The sequence below is a fragment of the Yersinia bercovieri ATCC 43970 genome (assembly GCF_013282745.1).
Taxonomy (GTDB): domain Bacteria; phylum Pseudomonadota; class Gammaproteobacteria; order Enterobacterales; family Enterobacteriaceae; genus Yersinia; species Yersinia bercovieri.
The window spans coordinates 2324157-2341699 of record NZ_CP054044.1 but is presented as its reverse complement, the minus strand read 5'-3'; the positions used below and the strand labels follow the sequence as shown (position 1 = coordinate 2341699).

The following is a 17543-nucleotide window of genomic DNA, read 5'->3' as shown; positions in this document are numbered from 1 at the left end:
CGCCTCACCTGAGTCAAATAACAATCCTTGCTGTTAGCAGGAGTATTTATGAAGCGCGATGTGGTCATTGTTTTGGATTGTGGCGCAACCAATATTCGGGCGATTGCCGTTGATCCCCATGGGGTGGTGGTCGCTAAAGCGGTGCTACCTAACCAGAGTTTGCCCGACCCGGCCAATCCGCAATGGCAGTTATGGCCGCTGGAGGGCATCTTGCACAGTTTCGCCCAGTGTTGCCGCCAATTATTGCCACAGATTCAGCAGGATAAGATCCATGCTGTCACGGTGACGACCTTCGGCGTAGATGGCGCACTGGTGGATGCCAAAGGCAATATGCTCTACCCGATTATCAGCTGGAAGTGCCCGCGCACAGTGGCGGTGATGGAGGATATCGCCCGCTATATCTCGGCTGAAAAATTGCAGCAGATATCCGGCATTGGTCAGTTCAGTTTCAACACGCTGTACAAGCTGATCTGGCTACAAGAGAACCGGCCCGATTTAGTTGAGCAGGCCCATGCCTGGCTCTTTATTTCATCGTTGATCAACCAGCGCCTCACCGGAGAATTTACCACCGACCGCACCATGGCGGGCACCAGCCAACTGCTGGATGTGAAACGTGAACAATTCAGCAGCGCAATTTTACAAAAAATAGGTATTCACGCCGATCTCTTCCCAGCGATGGTCGCTGCCGGTGAAATCATCGGCCCGCTACTGCCGGGCAGCGCCGCCGAACTGGGGCTACCACCAGGTATACCGGTCATCTCAGCCGGTCACGACACTCAGTTCGCCCTATTTGGTTCCGGTGCCGAGCTAGATCAACCGGTGCTATCATCTGGCACCTGGGAGATTCTAATGGTGCGTACGCCGCAAGTGAACACCGCCCTACTGCCCCAGTTTGCGGGTTCCACCTGTGAACTGGACAGCTGTCCACAGCTCTTTAACCCCGGTTTGCAGTGGCTGGCATCAGGTGTCCTGGAGTGGGTTCGGCAGCTGTATTGGCATGATGCCGCCTGTGCCGATGTTTACCAGCAGATGATTGCCGAAGCCGAGATGATAGCTCCGGGGGCTGACGGCGTGCGCATGGATTGTAACTTGCTGGGCAACAGCCGCCACCCTCTATCCGGCGGCTGGCAAGGGGTATCACTGTCGAGTGGGCGTGGGCATTTTTATCGTTCCGCACTTGAAGGACTGGCCTGGCAATTGAAAAACAATCTGGCCGTGCTGGAGAAAATTGGTGAGTTCCGCACTCGTGAGTTGCTGCTGGTCGGCGGGGGTAGCCGCAATACATTGTGGAATCAGATCAAAGCTGACGTACTCAACTTGCCAGTGAAAGTGATTGATGAAGCCGAAACAACAGTGTTGGGTGCGGCACTGTTTGCCTGGTGCGCGGCCGGTTACTACGCCAGTGCTGAAGAGGCGCGGGCGCAGGTCAACTATCGTTACCAATATTATCAGCCGGGTGACCAACAACCGCTCTATCAGGCATTGACCACCAGCACCGCCCTAATAGCCGAAACTATGCCATTTGAAACTATGTCATTGTAAACTATGCCTTTGAAAGGAGAGTGTCATGCTTAAAACCATCTCGCCGTTGCTGTCGCCACAACTGCTAAAAACCTTGGCTGAAATGGGACACGGTGATGAGATTATCTTCTCAGACGCCCATTTTCCGGCCCATACCTTGGGTAGAAATGGCGGGCCGCAGGTGATTCGTGCTGATGGGTTATCCGTCAGTGCACTGCTGGAAGCCACCATTCCACTGTTTGAACTGGACAGTTACGCACCACCACTGGTGATGATGGCCGCCGTTGATGGCGACACACTGGATGCCTCGGTTGAGAGACGCTATTTACGCGCCCTGTTTGGCACTCAAAAGGCGTTACCCGTAGAGCGCATTGAGCGCTTTGCGTTTTACCAACGTGCTCAGCAAGCATTTGCGATCGTTATCACAGGAGAGACCGCCAAGTACGGCAATATTCTGCTAAAGAAGGGGGTAACGCCTGTTTTTTAATCGAGTGATCACGTAACCTCACCCCTTTAGCCATCTATTTCATGTTGGTACTCTTTGGTATGAAATAGATGGCTTTGCTGACGGAGAGGATCATGAAAGCGTCTCGTCACCAGGAAATTCTGCAACACCTCAAACAGCAAGAGACATTGACGACCGCCGATCTGGCCCGCTTGCTGGCGGTCAGTCAGGAAACAATTCGCCGTGATCTGAATGAGTTACAGGCTCAGGGCTTGATCATCCGTCAGCATGGGCGCGCAAAAAGCATCAAGCGAGCAACCAAAGATAGCGGCGACCCCTTCACCACTCGGCTGAAAAGCCACCTCTCCAGCAAAGCCAGCATTGCCGACCATGCACTGTCACTGATTGAAAGCGGGATGGTGATTGCGCTGGATGCCAGCTCCACCTGCTGGTATTTAGCCAAAAAGCTGCCAGATATTGATATCACGGTGTTTACCAACAGCGTGCGGATTTGTCAGGAGTTGGCGAAACATCAGAATATCGAATTGATAAGTGCGGGCGGCCACTTACAGCGCAAATATGCCTGCTACGTGAATCCAGCGCTCTTTTCGCTGCTGAAAACCATCGAGATTGATCTGTTTATCTTCTCCTGTGAGGGCATGGATACTGATGGCATTTTGTGGGACTCAAACCCCTTTAACGCCGAATTCAAAACCATGCTACTTAAGCGCGCCACACAATCCATTTTATTGATTGATAAAAGTAAAATGTGCCGGACTGGGGAAGTGAAAATCGGCTCGCTGGAGGATGTGGAACAAGTTATCTCGAATGTGGATGCCGAGTAACTCACCGCAACTTGTGCTGCATTGAGGGCTGATTGCAGCGATATATCATGGCGGTCAGCCAGTTTCCCACTGTGATGCTGTCAGAGCCATCGATAAGTGCGGAAAATGAGATCCACCCTTTATAAAGAGGGTGGAGCCATCGCGTCACCATCACAATCTATAGTAGGATCATGACCAAAGTCATAGTTAAAAATATATCGGCTTGGTTCTGCTAACGATTGTTTCTGTTATCGAACGCTTTCGCTAACTGATGTTGAATGTGAGAAAAATATGTCAAACAAACCGTTCCACTATCAGGATCCCTTCCCGCTAACGGAAGATGATACTGAGTATTACCTTGTCAGTAATAATCACGTCTCGGTTGCACAGTTTGAAGGCCACGACATGCTGAAAGTCGAGCCAGAAGCCCTGACCCTCCTCGCCCAACATGCTTTCCACGACGCCTCCTTCTTACTTCGCCCCGCTCACCAAAAACAGGTCGCCGCAATTTTGGATGACCCAGAGGCTAGCGAAAACGATAAATACGTAGCCCTACAATTCCTGCGCAACTCCGAAATCTCCGCCAAAGGGATTTTGCCGACCTGTCAGGATACCGGCACTGCGATTATCGTGGGGAAAAAAGGCCAGCGCGTCTGGACTGGCGGCAATGATGCCGAAGCGCTATCTCGTGGCGTGTATAACACCTTTATCGAAGATAACCTGCGCTACTCACAAAACGCAGCGCTGGATATGTATAAGGAAGTGAACACCGGCACCAACCTGCCAGCACAGATCGACCTCTACAGCACCGAAGGGGAGGATTATAAGTTCCTGTTCGTCACCAAAGGCGGCGGTTCGGCGAACAAAACCTATCTGTATCAGGAGACCAAGGCACTGCTCTCACCGGGCAAGTTGAAAGAGTATCTGGTTGAGAAAATGCGCACCTTGGGTACTGCGGCTTGCCCGCCCTACCATATCGCCTTTGTTATCGGCGGCACCTCCGCTGAAAGCACCCTCAAAACTGTCAAACTGGCCTCAACCAAATATTATGATGGCCTGCCGACGGAAGGGAATGAGCATGGGCAAGCTTTCCGTGATATCGCGCTGGAGCAAGAGCTGCTGGAAGCCGCCCAAGAGTTGGGGCTGGGTGCGCAATTTGGCGGCAAATACTTTGCTCATGACGTGCGCGTAGTGCGCCTCCCTCGCCACGGTGCATCCTGCCCTGTCGGGATGGGGGTCTCTTGCTCTGCCGACCGTAATATCAAAGGCAAAATTAACCGCAAGGGCATCTGGCTGGAAAAACTGGAGCAAAATCCGGGGAAATATATCCCAGAACATCTGCGCCAGAGCAACGAAGGTAAAGTAGTTAAAATCGACCTTAACCGCCCGATGCCAGAAATATTAAAAGAGCTGTCGCAGTATCCGGTCTCAACCCGCCTGTCACTGAGCGGCACTATTATTGTTGGCCGTGACATTGCCCATGCCAAATTAAAAGAGCGGCTGGATAATGGCGAAGACTTGCCGCAATACATTAAAGATCATCCGATCTACTACGCAGGCCCGGCGAAAACACCGGAAGGTTATGCTTCGGGATCACTCGGGCCAACCACCGCAGGTCGCATGGACTCTTACGTCGACCTGCTGCAATCCCACGGTGGCAGCATGATCATGCTGGCAAAAGGTAACCGCAGCCAACAGGTCACCGACGCCTGCCATAAACATGGCGGCTTCTATCTGGGCAGTATCGGCGGCCCTGCGGCGGTATTGGCGCAAAATAGTATTAAGAGTCTGGAATGTGTGGAATATCCGGAACTGGGTATGGAAGCCATCTGGAAGATTGAAGTGGAAGATTTCCCCGCCTTTATTTTAGTTGATGATAAAGGTAATGACTTCTTCCAGCAGATTCAGGCATCAAGATGTAATCGCTGCGGTTAAGATTACTATTCAGCCCCAGTGGTTTCACTGGGGCTGATTAAATCACCCAGGGCAGTTATTTCAGATAAAAATTTGAATATTTTTTAAGCACCCTACTGGTTGACGAGTCCTGATATAGGTTGACACATTTCAGCCTTAAAACGCCTGATGAACTTCATCGGGCGTTTTGTATTTTAACGACAGATGCGGCCGCCGTTGACTCATCCGTGGTTGCATCATTCTCTACTGCACTCAGCAACACAGCCAACAGCCCGGGGAAACGGGCATCAATATCCTCACGCCGCAGTGATAATAAACTCTCACGTCCGCAGGGCCGCTGCCAGATAACGCCACTTTCACGCAACACACGCCAATGATGGGTCAGGGTTGATTTAGATAGCCCCAGCACCAAGGTGCCACAAGCGTGTTCGCCCCCGGCGGCTAGCCGACGAACCACCGCTAACCGCAGCGGATTACCTAAAGCCGTCAGCACATTTTCCAAACGGATCTGCTCACGCTCAGGGTGATTTGCAATCATAGTGTTCCTATTGATAAACGACAGCCTTGGGCAAATATCCCCCACATGGTCTGATTTGGCCACATCGACTGGCCCTTAGCCGGCGGCAATATAGCCTATACTTCATCTCGACCCTACTCATAATTCTAGTGTCATGCTGAAATCCTCTCCAACCCTGACTTATCGCCATTATTGCACACTTTCAGAACACATAATTAAATTGTACGTGTATATTAGTACAATGAGACTATACTGATCGCGATCATGTGATCATCAAGGATCACCTGGCACATAACCACACAACTTCCCGGCAGAGCATCAAACCGCCCGCCCCGAAATTGCCATTATCTACTAAGGACTTCATATGGCACGTAAAACTCCTATCGAGCGCTATCGCAACATCGGTATCTCAGCCCACATCGACGCCGGTAAAACCACCACCACTGAGCGTATTTTGTTCTACACCGGCGTTAGTCATAAGCTGGGTGAAGTGCATGATGGCGGCGCAACTACCGACTGGATGGCTCAGGAGCAGGAACGTGGCATTACCATTACATCGGCTGCCGTGACCTGCTTCTGGCAAGGGATGGACCATACCTTGCCGGAGCACCGCATTAATATTATCGACACCCCTGGGCATGTGGATTTCACCATTGAGGTGGAGCGCTCCATGCGGGTACTCGACGGTGCAGTCATGGTGTATGACGCGGTCGGCGGCGTACAACCGCAATCAGAAACCGTCTGGCGTCAGGCCAATAAATACCGGGTGCCGCGTCTGGCGTTCGTCAACAAGATGGATCGTCCCGGTGCTGATTTCTTCCGCGTGCGCCAGATGATGATTGATCGCCTGAAAGCCAATCCGGTGCCGATCGTAATCCCGATCGGCAGTGAAGATCACTTCACCGGCGTGGTGGATCTGCGGCTGATGCGCGCCATTATCTGGGATGAAGCTTCGCAAGGCATGACCTTCAGCTATGAGCCAATTCCAGAAAACTTGCTGGCGACCGCCAATGAGTGGCGCGAGAAGATGGTTGCTGAAGCGGCTGAAGCCTCTGAGGCGCTGATGACAGAGTATCTGGAGAGCGGCGATCTGACCGTGGATGAGATAACCCTGGGTCTGCGAATCCGTACTATTGCCGGTGAAATCCAGCCGATGATGTGTGGCAGCGCCTTTAAAAACAAAGGGGTGCAGCGCATGTTAGATGCCGTGGTTGAACTGATGCCATCACCAGTGGATATTCCACCGGTCAGTGGCACCGATGAAGATGGCAACGAAGTGAGCCGTCAGGCCGATGATAATGAGAAATTCTCGGCGCTGGCGTTCAAACTGATGACCGACCCCTATGTCGGCCAGCTGACTTTCGTGCGCGTCTACTCTGGTGTACTGCGCAAAGGCGACAGCGTTTACAACCCAATTCGCGGCAAGAAAGAGCGTATTGGTCGTATCGTCCAGATGCATGCCAATACCCGGATCGAGGTGGACGAAATACGTGCCGGTGATATCGCCGCCTGTGTCGGTTTGAAGGATGTTACCACCGGTGAAACCCTGTGTGACCCAGATGCGGTGATTACACTGGTGCGCATGGAGTTCCCTGAGCCGGTGATTTCGCAGGCGATTGAGCCGAAGACCAAAGCGGATCAGGAGAAGATGGGGATCGCGCTGCAACGGCTGGCCTCGGAAGATCCGTCGTTCCGCATTCGTACTGACGAAGAGTCCGGCCAGACCATTATCTCCGGTATGGGTGAGTTACATCTGGAGATCATTGTCGACCGCATGAAACGCGAGTTTGGGGTGGAAGCCAATATCGGTAAGCCGCAGGTGACCTATCGTGAGACAGTGCGCAAAACCGTGACCGATGTGGAGGGTAAATTTGTTCGCCAATCCGGTGGTAAAGGGCAATATGGTCATGTGGTCTTTACCCTTGAGCCACAGCCGGCGGGCAGCGGCTTTGCCTTTGTCGATGCCACCAAAGGCGGCGTGGTTCCCCGTGAGTTTATCGGCGCAGTAGAAAAAGGGGTGATCGAAGCCACCAATACCGGGGTTTTAGCCGGTTATCCGGTGGTAGATGTGAAAGTGACCCTAACATTCGGCTCCTATCACGAGGTCGACTCATCTGAGCTGGCGTTCAAAATGGCGGCGATCTTTGGCTTCAAAGAGGCGGTCAAACGAGCATCACCAGTGATTCTGGAGCCGATTATGAGCGTCGAGGTGGAAACACCGGAAGAGTACGCCGGTAACGTGATGGGTGATCTCTCTTCACGCCGTGGCATGGTACAGGGCATGGAGGAGATGATTGGCAGCGGGAAGATTATCCGCGCAGAAGTGCCGTTATCCGAAATGTTCGGTTACTCCACCGTATTGCGCTCGATGTCACAAGGCCGTGCAACCTACACCATGGAGTTCAAGCACTACGCCGAAGCACCACGCAATGTTGCCGATGCCATTATTGCGGCACGAGGCAATAGGGGCTAAACCAGGCCCCTATAGATTTCGTGGTGCAGGAAGGCGGCAACTGAGGGCATCCCGATGAGCTGACACCCGTCAGTGATTCGGGTAACCGAGGGCAGCCAACACACCTGTAACCTGAAAGATGACCATCGAATTAGGCAATCCCCTATAGATTTCGTGGTGCAGGAAGGCGGCAACTGAGGGCATCCCGATGAGCTGACACCCGTCAGTGATTCGGGTAACCGAGGGCAGCCAACACACCTGCAACGTGAAAGATAACGGGGATTTTAGAAGGTGACGGGCGTATTCACCCACAACACCCTCGCGGCGGTCTCACCGATATTGCGGTAACCGTGGGGGACATTACTGGGAAAATAAAATGAATCGCCCACACTGAGAGTATAGGTCTCCTCGCCGAGATAGAGTGCTATCTCCCCCTCCAGGACATAGCCCATCTCCTCACCATGGTGCTCTATTTGCCCATCACTGGCGACACCTGCCTCGATGATGTGAATGTTTCCCTGTAGCAACCCACCTTTGTGGTGATGAGTCAGATTCTCCAGTGCAATACCGCCGCGCTTATTTCGGTGGACAAAGTGCTTACGAATGCGCTGCTCTGGCTTCAATACCGGCGAATCTGCCACCCAGCTCTCTGCCATCAGATCTGAAATATTGGTTTCCAGTGCGCTCGCCAGCCGATGCAACATGGCAAGGGAGGGCGATGCGACCTCATTTTCCAGTTTGGAGAGCAAACTCTCTGAGCAGCCGACTTTCTGCGCCAACTGTTTTAGCGTGATCTCTTGCGCCAAACGAGCATGGCGTAAACGCATCCCTAAATCAGATAAAACAAAACCGCCGTTATCGCCGTTTTTTTTCATAAGTTGATATCTGCTGCTGAAAGAGGCTCAAACGCCCGGCGTATCCATGCCGGGCAACATTATCGATATCTGTACCTGCGCAAGCAGAGTGGCCGATTATTCGGTCACACTAAAATGCACATCCTGCGGGTTACAACCATTGATTGGCACAATGTCTTGCGGGCAAGCAGACATAACCACAATACAATCTAGCTCGGCGCGGATCTCGACGTAATCCCCAGCTTTGCTCACGGTCGGTAACCAAGAGATCGTGTAATCCGGATTAACGGGGATATTCATCCACAGATTCAAGGGCTGCGGCACTTCGCGCGCCCGTAAACCGATAGCATTTAGCGCCAGACGCATATTATCGGCACAACTGTCGTGGTATTCAGTGATCCCCATATTGCTATAGCGATAAAGGTCGCAAGCGGCAATCAGAGTATCGTGCACACCCGGCGAAGTATCGGTGAGTAATGTCCCAATGGTACGACGCTGATTGGTCACCAGCGCATCTCCCGGCTGTGGAATGATTTTATCAATAAATGCGCGCGTATGTTCCATTGATGAGAACTCACTCAGATCGGCGCTATTGAAGAGCCAAGTGTCACACACCTGACTTCCGGGAGTATTGGTAATGCGAATAACCTGCCCTTTATTTAGTTTCACCGCCCGCCCACAGCGGGCAGGCACGGTATACACCTCACCAATGACCGGTGTACCGTCGGCAGAGATCGGGGAAGATAACGTGGCATTGGTGCCCAGCGCGCTACCATTGTCTTTTTCACAGCAAGCAGGATAAGTGTGGGTGCTCATGGGAGACTCCTATGGGTTGATTGGCCAGTTCTGTCAGGCAACAGGCTAATGCCTTCGCGCCAAGATACAGATACTGAGGGTCGGTATATTCAGCCGGGTTATGGCTGATGCCGTTATGGCTAGGAACGAAAAACATACTGGTGGGGCAATGAGTGGCCAGATGCATCGCATCATGGAATGCACCGGAGGTTAGGGTCGCGGTATCTATCTGTAGCGCCTGCGCACAGGCATATTGTTGAGTCAGCAGTTGGGCATTGAAGGCCACCGGCTGATGGCTGAAAACGCACTCAACCACCACATTGTCAGCGGCAACCTGCTGCATCCAGCCATCAAACTGCGCCAATACCGCAGGATCAGCATGACGAAAATCCAGAGTAAAGGTGGCACGACCGGCAATCGTATTGATGGCATTTGGCTCCACCTCCCAGCGCCCAAAGGTCAGTCGTAATTGATCTGCCGGCAGTGTCGCGGCCTGTTTTTCCAACTGATCGACTATTTGGCGCGCCAGTGACATGGCATCTTGGCGATCGGCCATCGGGGTAGTCCCTGCATGGGCTGATTGCCCCAGGCAGCTCACCTGATACCAGCGCACTCCCTGAATCCCTTGTACCACCGCTAAGGGTTGATTGGCCTGCTCCAGCACCGGCCCCTGCTCAATATGCAGCTCAACAAAAGCCGCCATCGGCACCGTGGCGCGTCGCGGGAGATGTGGAAAACGTTGATGACAGTCCGCTAGCGCTTGCCGGAGCGTAACCCCTTGGGCGTCCTGATTATTCAGGTAATCTGACAGCCGCTGCGGCTGCACAAAGGCGCTCGATCCCATCGCACCGGGGGAAAAACGGCTCCCCTCTTCATTCATCCAAATAGCCACTTCAATCGGGCGCAGTGTGGTGACCTCCGCCTGAACCAATGCGCTCAGGCACTCCATCCCTGCAATCACGCCATAACAGCCATCAAGGTTGCCACCACATGGCTGCGTATCAATATGACTGCCGGTGACCACTGGTGGTAAATCTTCGCGACCCGCGCGGCGAATAAACAGATTTGCGCAGTCGTCGGTCATCACTTCACAGCCCAATGCCAAAGCCCAATCTATCAACCAGGCCCTGGCATCCAACTCCTCGGTGGATAGTGCCTGCCGGTTCACTCCACCGTTCGCCAGTGCGCCAAATTCGGCCAGTTGCGCCAATCGCGTCATCAAGCGCTGCTGGTTGATGTGACCGGCAAGCTGTAAGCCTGCGGAATTAAGCATGGCCAACCTCCGTTTCATCCAGTTGCAGTGGGCGCTTAAACCACGGAGCCAGAAATGCTTGCAGGCGGGGGGTTTGTGGTTGACGGAACATCGTGGCAGGCGCACCACTCTCCACAATGGTGCCATCGGCCATAAATACCACGCGGGAGGAGATTTTGGCTGCAAATGACATTTCATGTGTCACCATCACCATGGTCATCCCGTTGTTTGCCAAAGTTTTGATCACATCGAGCACCTCTTCGACGCGCTCAGGATCAAGCGCGGAGGTAGGTTCGTCCAGCAGCAGTAATTCCGGCTCAAGGGCCAATGCTCGGGCGATCCCCACTCGCTGTTGCTGTCCACCGGACAGACGTGATGGGCGGGCCTGTGCTTTGTCTGACATCCCGACCTGCGCCAGTGCAGCGGCCGCTTTTTGGCGCGCTTGCTCCCGTGGTAGTTTTTTGCCTAGCATCAACGGCGCGCAGACATTTTCCAGCACCGTCATATGGGGCCACAGGTTAAATTGCTGGAACACCATGGCCAGCGGGCGGCGCACCTCGGCAATTAATGCCGCACTGTCGCGGTGCTTCAGCTCGCGCCCCGCGCTGCTATAGCCCAGCAACTGCCCCTTGATCAAAATCTCCCCTTCGTCATAGGCTTCGAGAAAATTCATGCAGCGTAACGCGGTGGTTTTTCCTGAGCCGGAAGGGCCGATCAAGGTGACAATCTCGCCGGCATTGACTGTCAAATTAACTCCCGTCAGTACCCGATTGGCGGCGAACGATTTGCCCACATTACGTAATTCAATGATAGGTCCAGTACTCATCATGTTATCCCTCCACGGCCTGACGGCTAAGTAAGCGCACACTGACACTGATGCCTTGCGCCAACAGCCAATAACTGAGGATCAACAAGGTATAGGGCACAATGTAGGTATAGGTATTCGCGACTATTTGCCCGGTGGTCATGGTCAGCTCAGGCACGGTGATAATGGAGGCCACCGCGCTCTCTTTGATGGTTAAAATAAATTGGTTACCTAATAGCGGCAGACTAAAACGCAGGGCTTGCGGTGTCTGAATGTGCCAAAAACTCTTCCAGGCTGAAATATCATGCACTTGCGCTGCTTCCAACTGCCCCTGCCCAATGCTTTTCCATGCCGTGCGGAAGATTTCACCAAAATAGGCCGAGCTGTAGATGGCCAGTGATAGCACCGTGGCTTCGACCGCCGTTAATGTCACGCCAATGGCGGGCAAGCCAAAATAGAACAGCGCCAGCTGTGCCAGATAGGGGGTGCCACGGATAATCCACACATAGGTGCGCCACGGCCAATAGAGCCAAAGGTGGTGGCGACAGAGGGCTTGCAATATAAATCCCGCACATGCCCCGATGATCGCCGCACTCATGCTGATACCCAGTGTGACACCTAATGCGCGAGCAAAATCAGGCAGATAAAGGAAGAGATCGTTCATCGGGTCTCCTTATGCCAGCGCCGTTCAACATAGCTGCCTAGCAGGGCCAGCAAGCTGGTCAGCACCAGATACATCAACGCAATCGCCACATAGACCTCTAAAGGCCGGTAAGTTGCTGATGCCAGTTGCTGCCCTACTCGCATCAAATCGGTAATCGCGATCACCGACACCACCGCCGAAGCTTTGATGACATCAATCAGCTCTGAAATCAGTGATGGCAGGGTCAACCGCAGCACTTGTGGGATCTGGATATACCACAGTGTCTGGCGCGGACTTAGCCCGCACATTGCCGCCGCCTCTAGCTGCCCCGGCGGGATAGCGGCAAAACCGCTGCGCAGGATCTGCGACTGATAGGCTGCCGTATTGAGTGTTAGTGCCAATACGGCAGCCAGATAACCGGGTAGTGACACCCCCAGTTCACCCGGCAGGTAGAAGCACAACAGCACTTGTGCCAAAACCGGGGTGCCACGGAATAAGCTGATGTAGACCTGGGCGAATCCTCTGCCAAATCGTGAGCGGCCGCTTTCCATCAGGTAAATCACCACACCGATAAAAAAACCGGCCACAATGGCGACGACACACAGCGAGGCGGTAGTCAGCGCGCCGTCTATCAACATCGGCAGCCAAGCCGTCAGCCGCTGGAAAAAGTCCGCCATAATCTCTCCTCTTACAAACTGGGGGCTGGCATCTGATCAGCGGGAACATCCATCACGAAGCCAAACCATTTTTGCTGTAACGCTTTCATGGTGCCGTCACGGTTGGCCTCGCTGATGCCATCGCTGAACAGTTTGACTAAGGTGGCGCTGTCGTCGCCCTTACGCCCGACCCAGCCAAAATAGGTAGTTGGCCCCAACATCGGTTTCAAGGTGGTGAAAATACCCGGGCGGGTTTTGATTAATGGGCCAAGGTTCGCCAACGATTGGGCAACACCATCCAGGCGCTTGTTGGCCAAATCGGCATAAGCTTCATCGAAGGAGACGTACTGCTTGATCTCTTTGAGGCCCGGCTTGCCGCTGGCTTTCAGTTTTTCGTTAAACTCTTGCAGCACCTGAAGCTGACCAGAACCGGCTTGTGAACCGACAATTTTGCCACTCAGATCCTCTAACGTACTGATCGAGCTGTCATTATCACGTTTGAGCAACGCTACAGTAGATTCGGCAATGGGTACGGTAAAGGCGAAGTGATCCATCCGCTGCTTGTTCACTGTCACGGCGGTCACGACGAAATCGAATTTTTTGGCATCCAGACCCGGCAAGATGCCCTGGAAAGGTAAATCAAGTTGTTTGACCGCCACACCCGGCAGGCTTTTATTCAAAATATGGTTCATTAAATCAACGTCATAGCCCACTATCTTGCCATTTTCTACCGACTCGAACGGCGCATAACGCGCTTCTGTAGCAATGGTCATCGTCTTATCGGTTTTAATGCGATCCAGCAAATCTGCGCTATGAGCAGTAGCAGAGAATACGCTGGCAGCACACAGCATTGCCCAGCACAGAGGTATCGCCTGTTTACGTCGTGTCATGATTGCCGCCCTATTTAAAGTGGTGTGAAGTGTATTCAAGTGACTTGAATGTAATGACATAAGCATGAACTATGCCATCCACAAAAAAGTGAGCGGTAAAATGAAATCAGGGCGTATAACGTCATGTAATAAAAGTGATATTTTTTCGCTTTCACTTGACTGTAGAAATAGCTAAAACGGAAAAGTGGCAGATAACGTCAGCCAAGGTGATGACTCATTGCACAGTTAGCGCACAGTAAAAGTGCAAAATTGCGCTCTTTCTGTGCATCGCGATAACATGGCGGAGTTGGAGAATTGGAGAATTGGAGCGGAAGTTGGCGCTTCCAATCAGAAGCGCCAATGTGGGTTACGACATTTCAGCGGCTTTCTGCGCCAAATCACGGCTGTATTGGCGGCTGGCGTCTACCAGCATATGGGTATAGGCGGTTTTTTCGCAGTCAGTGGTTAAATCTGCGGTGTTCAGGGTTTCCAGAATTCGGCCATGTTGCATCACCGCCACCCGATGGCAAAGGTGGGCAATAACCCCTAAATCATGGGTCACCATCAGATAGGTCAGCTTCTCCCGTTGTTGTAGTTCAGCCAGCAGATTCAGAATTTCGGCCTGTACCGACACATCCAGCGCCGAGGTGGGTTCATCAAGCAGCAAGACGCGCGGCTCCAGAATTAACGCCCGTGCAATGGCAACGCGCTGGCGCTGACCGCCGGAGAGTTGATGTGGATAGCGCTGGCGAAATAGGCTGTTGAGGCCCACCTTCTCCAACATAGTGTCAATCCGCTGCTCGCGGTCACCAATGCCGTGGATCATCAGCGGCTCAGACAGAATGTATTCGATGGTATGACGCGGGTGCAGCGAGCCATAGGGGTCTTGGAACACCATCTGGACATGGCGGCAGCGATCACGTTCAATCCGGTGCGCCAGGGGAATTTGGTTGAGGGTTAACTGCCCCGTCCAGTGGTTAAATAGCCCCGCCAGACATTTTAGCACCGTGGTTTTACCGGAACCGGACTCGCCCACCAAACCAAAAATCTCGCCATTTTTTACTGCCAGATTGACATCAAATAGCACCTGATTCTGCTGGCTACCCTCGCCAAAGATCAGGTTAAGATTATTGATTTCAATCATCGCGTTTGCAGACATAGCAGGCTCCTTAACCATTCATCCAAGCGGGATCGCGCACCATCACGGGCAAACGATCACGGCGGTTATTCAGATCAGGCAGCGCATTGAGCAAGCCACGGGTGTAGGGGTGCTGCGCATGGTCAAGATCACAAGCGGCAATAGACTCCACCACCCGTCCGGCATACATCACCAGTACCCGATCACAGAAGCTGCGTACCAGATTGATATCGTGGCTGATAAAAATAAGCCCCAGCCCGCGCTCTTGCACCAAATCATCCAGCATCGCCAGCACCTGCAACCGCACCGAGACATCCAGTGCCGAGGTTGGCTCATCGGCAATCACCATCTCCGGGCCGGTAATCAGCATCATCGCTATCATGATGCGCTGCCCCTGACCGCCAGAGACTTCGTGCGGATAGAGGTTATACACCCGCAGCGGTTGGCGGATGCGCACCACTTCGAACATCGATAGCACCCGATCTCGCGCCTCTTGACGTGAAACTTTATGGTGCGCCAGATAAGCTTCCGCCACCTGATCGCCGACACACACCACCGGATTCAATGAGTATTTGGGATCTTGCATAATCATCGACATCCGCTTGCCGCGCACCTCGCGCATTTTGGTTTCGTTGGCGCGCAGTAGATCCACTTCAGCAAAGCGCAAGATATTGGCATCAATCCGCGCGCTGCCGGGATGTAGTTTGAGCAGCGCCCTGCCGACCGTTGATTTACCTGAGCCGGACTCACCGACAATCGCCAGCTTCTCTTTGCCGAGGGCAAAGGAGACACCGCGCACCGCGTCGGTGACCTGTTTACCATTGACGAAACTGACCCGCAGGTCGTCCACTTCCAGCAAGGGCACTGATTTATTCTGTTCTGGGATCGAGAATGTCACGTAGGCCATCTCCTAGGAAGTTAAACGCCAGACTGTTCAGCAGAATCGCCAAACCCGGGATGGTCACTAACCACCAGCACTCCATCATGTAGCGGCGACCACTGGAGATCATCGCCCCCCACTCAGGATCTGGCGGCTGAGCACCTAAACCGAGGAAGCCCAACCCTGCGGCGGTCAAAATAATACCGGCCATATTCATGGTGATACGGATGATCACCGACGGTAGACACAGTGGCACAATATGGCGCAACAGGATCCGCAGCGGCGATGCCCCCTGCAATTTCACCGCAGAGACGAAATCGGCATTGCGCAAAGAGAGGGTCTCAGCCCTTGCCAGACGGGCAATCGGCGGCCATGCCGTTAAGGTAATCGCGATCACCACATGCTCCAGGCCGGGGCCTAAAGCGGCGACAAAAGCCAGTGCCAACACCAAGCTGGGGAAGGAGATGAAAATATCGGTAATGCGCATCAGGATGCTGTCGACTTTACCGCCGAAATAGCCTGCCACCACGCCAAGTAATAGCCCAATTGGCCCGACGGTCACTGACACCAACGCCACGATATATAAGGTGGTGCGAGCACCATAAATCAGCCGACTGTATTGATCGCGGCCAAACTCATCGGTGCCAAACCAGTGTTGGCTACCGGGTGCCTGCAAAGCATTGCCGAGATCCTGCACCAGCGGATCATGGGTTGCCAGCCAGGGGGCAAAAAATGCCACCACCAGTAGCAAGCCGATGATCGAGACGCCGATGGCGGTCAGCGGATTTTTCATTAAGGTGCGCATAAAGTTCAGCACCCGCCGGAGTCCGCGCCTCCAGCCCTGATTGTTGTGCTCAGAGCGGGTGACAGTGTTATCCGGTTCAGAGGAAAGCATCATTGATTCGTCCTCGGGTCAAAGATCTGATACAGCATGTCAGAGAGTAAATTCAGTGAAACGAAGATCAGGCCAACCAGCAATACGCACCCCATCACCGCATTCATATCGCCGAGCAGTAAGCTACCGGTCAGATAGGAGCCAAAACCGGGCCACGAGAAGACGGTTTCGATCAGTACCGCGCCTTCCAATAGTGAGCCGTAGGCCAGTGCGACCACCGTCAGCAGCTGCACCAGAATATTGCGGAATGCATGGCCCCACAGCACCTGAAACTCAGATAACCCCTTCACTTTGGCAGTGATAATGTACTCCTGCGACAGCTGCGCCAGCATAAAACTGCGGGTCATGCGGCTGATATAGGCCAGTGAGTGGAAGCCGAGAATGGTAGCAGGCAGCACCAGATGATTGAGTGCGCTGCGGAACACTTCCCACTCCCCCGCCAGTGCCGAGTCAATCAGCAGCAAGCCGGTACGACGATCCACCAGACCGTCATAAGCCATATCGACCCGCCCGGCACCACCCACCCAATTTAACCAAGCATAAAACACCAGCAGCCCCATCATGCCGACCCAGAAGATCGGCGTGGAGTAGCCCGCCAGACTAATAAAGCGCACCACATAGTCAGCAAATTTGCCGCGTCGCGCCGCAGCCATCACCCCCAGCGGAATCCCCAGACCGGCACCGACCAGAATCGCCATGGTCGCAAGTTCGATGGTGGCAGGGAAGACGCGGATGATGTCATCCACCACCGGCCGACCGGTCAGCAAGGCATTGCCGAGGTCACCGTGGATCAGCGAGTTAAAATAGATAAAAAATTGCGTCCAAAGTGGCTTATCCAGCCCCAATTGCAGGTAAACCTGCTGATAGGTGCTTTGATCCGCATCCTGACCAACAATTGCCAATACCGGGTCAATTGGCATCACCCGGCCAATGATAAAAGTCAGAATTAATAAGCCAAATAAGGTCACCACCACTTGTAAAATGCGCTTTGATAAGCGCCGCGCGATGCCATGGGGGGCCAACCAGTCTGAAACCTTCATGCTATCCTCCCGAAACGGGCAGGGCACACAATGCCCTGCCCCT

17 protein-coding genes are annotated in these 17543 nt (G+C 53.4%); 5 read left to right on the top strand and 12 right to left on the bottom strand.

Annotated elements, in window-relative coordinates:
* Positions 1–48 precede the first annotated feature (48 nt).
* The 4 genes from fucK (at position 49) to fumA (ending at position 4725) form a co-directional block, all read left to right on the top strand.
* Positions 49–1542 carry an L-fuculokinase gene (fucK, locus tag HRK25_RS10455; protein ID WP_005274041.1) on the top strand — a complete coding sequence of 498 codons (1494 nt, stop codon included), beginning with the start codon at positions 49–51 and terminating at the stop codon, positions 1540–1542.
* Between the two features lie 25 nt (positions 1543–1567).
* A complete protein-coding gene (gene fucU, locus HRK25_RS10450) occupies positions 1568–2008 on the top strand; it encodes an L-fucose mutarotase (RefSeq protein ID WP_005274044.1) in 441 nt (146 codons plus the stop codon).
* 92 nt (positions 2009–2100) lie between these two features.
* A complete protein-coding gene (fucR, locus tag HRK25_RS10445) occupies positions 2101–2811 on the top strand; it encodes an L-fucose operon activator (RefSeq protein WP_032897775.1) in 711 nt (236 codons plus the stop codon).
* 270 nt (positions 2812–3081) lie between these two features.
* On the top strand, positions 3082–4725 hold the full coding sequence (fumA, locus tag HRK25_RS10440) for a class I fumarate hydratase FumA (RefSeq protein ID WP_005274053.1): 1644 nt from the start codon (positions 3082–3084) through the stop codon (positions 4723–4725).
* Between the two features lie 154 nt (positions 4726–4879).
* Here the strand turns inward: fumA and HRK25_RS10435 are convergent, their stop codons facing one another.
* A complete protein-coding gene (locus HRK25_RS10435; protein ID WP_005274056.1) occupies positions 4880–5242 on the bottom strand; it encodes an ArsR/SmtB family transcription factor in 363 nt (120 codons plus the stop codon).
* Between the two features lie 343 nt (positions 5243–5585).
* Between HRK25_RS10435 and fusA the strand changes: the two genes are divergently transcribed.
* Complete coding sequence (gene fusA / locus HRK25_RS10430) at positions 5586–7694, top strand: elongation factor G (protein WP_005274058.1); 2109 nt, start codon at positions 5586–5588, stop codon at positions 7692–7694.
* Between the two features lie 263 nt (positions 7695–7957).
* Here the strand turns inward: fusA and HRK25_RS10425 are convergent, their stop codons facing one another.
* From HRK25_RS10425 to HRK25_RS10375, 11 genes are all read right to left on the bottom strand, one after another.
* Positions 7958–8548, bottom strand: a complete 591-nt coding sequence (locus HRK25_RS10425) for a cupin domain-containing protein (RefSeq protein ID WP_005274061.1) — start codon at positions 8546–8548, stop codon at positions 7958–7960.
* A gap of 96 nt (positions 8549–8644) precedes the next feature.
* Positions 8645–9343: a DUF1989 domain-containing protein gene (locus tag HRK25_RS10420; protein WP_032897778.1), complete on the bottom strand. Its 699-nt coding sequence runs from the start codon at positions 9341–9343 to the stop codon at positions 8645–8647.
* Positions 9312–10595 (bottom strand): M20 family metallo-hydrolase, encoded by a 1284-nt coding sequence (locus HRK25_RS10415; RefSeq protein ID WP_032897781.1) that lies wholly within the window; start codon positions 10593–10595, stop codon positions 9312–9314. Before HRK25_RS10415 ends, HRK25_RS10420 begins: the two co-directional genes overlap by 32 nt.
* Positions 10588–11403 (bottom strand): amino acid ABC transporter ATP-binding protein, encoded by an 816-nt coding sequence (locus HRK25_RS10410; protein ID WP_005274070.1) that lies wholly within the window; start codon positions 11401–11403, stop codon positions 10588–10590. The genes HRK25_RS10415 and HRK25_RS10410 overlap by 8 nt, the downstream gene beginning before the upstream one ends.
* Position 11404: 1 nt before the next feature.
* Entirely contained in the window at positions 11405–12043 is a 639-nt protein-coding gene (locus HRK25_RS10405; protein WP_032897783.1) for an amino acid ABC transporter permease, read from the bottom strand.
* Positions 12040–12699 carry an amino acid ABC transporter permease gene (locus HRK25_RS10400; protein ID WP_005274076.1) on the bottom strand — a complete coding sequence of 220 codons (660 nt, stop codon included), beginning with the start codon at positions 12697–12699 and terminating at the stop codon, positions 12040–12042. Before HRK25_RS10400 ends, HRK25_RS10405 begins: the two co-directional genes overlap by 4 nt.
* An 11-nt stretch (positions 12700–12710) precedes the next feature.
* The gene (locus HRK25_RS10395; RefSeq protein WP_032897787.1) at positions 12711–13568 is read right to left on the bottom strand and encodes a transporter substrate-binding domain-containing protein; all 858 of its coding nucleotides are present in this window, start codon (positions 13566–13568) and stop codon (positions 12711–12713) included.
* Positions 13569–13914: 346 nt separating this feature from the next.
* A complete protein-coding gene (locus HRK25_RS10390; RefSeq protein ID WP_005274079.1) occupies positions 13915–14691 on the bottom strand; it encodes an ABC transporter ATP-binding protein in 777 nt (258 codons plus the stop codon).
* Positions 14692–14716: 25 nt separating this feature from the next.
* Complete coding sequence (locus HRK25_RS10385; RefSeq protein WP_050413687.1) at positions 14717–15592, bottom strand: ABC transporter ATP-binding protein; 876 nt, start codon at positions 15590–15592, stop codon at positions 14717–14719.
* A complete protein-coding gene (locus HRK25_RS10380) occupies positions 15555–16370 on the bottom strand; it encodes an ABC transporter permease (RefSeq protein ID WP_371410622.1) in 816 nt (271 codons plus the stop codon). Before HRK25_RS10380 ends, HRK25_RS10385 begins: the two co-directional genes overlap by 38 nt.
* Positions 16371–16459: 89 nt before the next feature.
* Complete coding sequence (locus HRK25_RS10375; RefSeq protein ID WP_005274085.1) at positions 16460–17500, bottom strand: ABC transporter permease; 1041 nt, start codon at positions 17498–17500, stop codon at positions 16460–16462.
* Between the last annotated feature and the right edge of the window lie 43 nt (positions 17501–17543).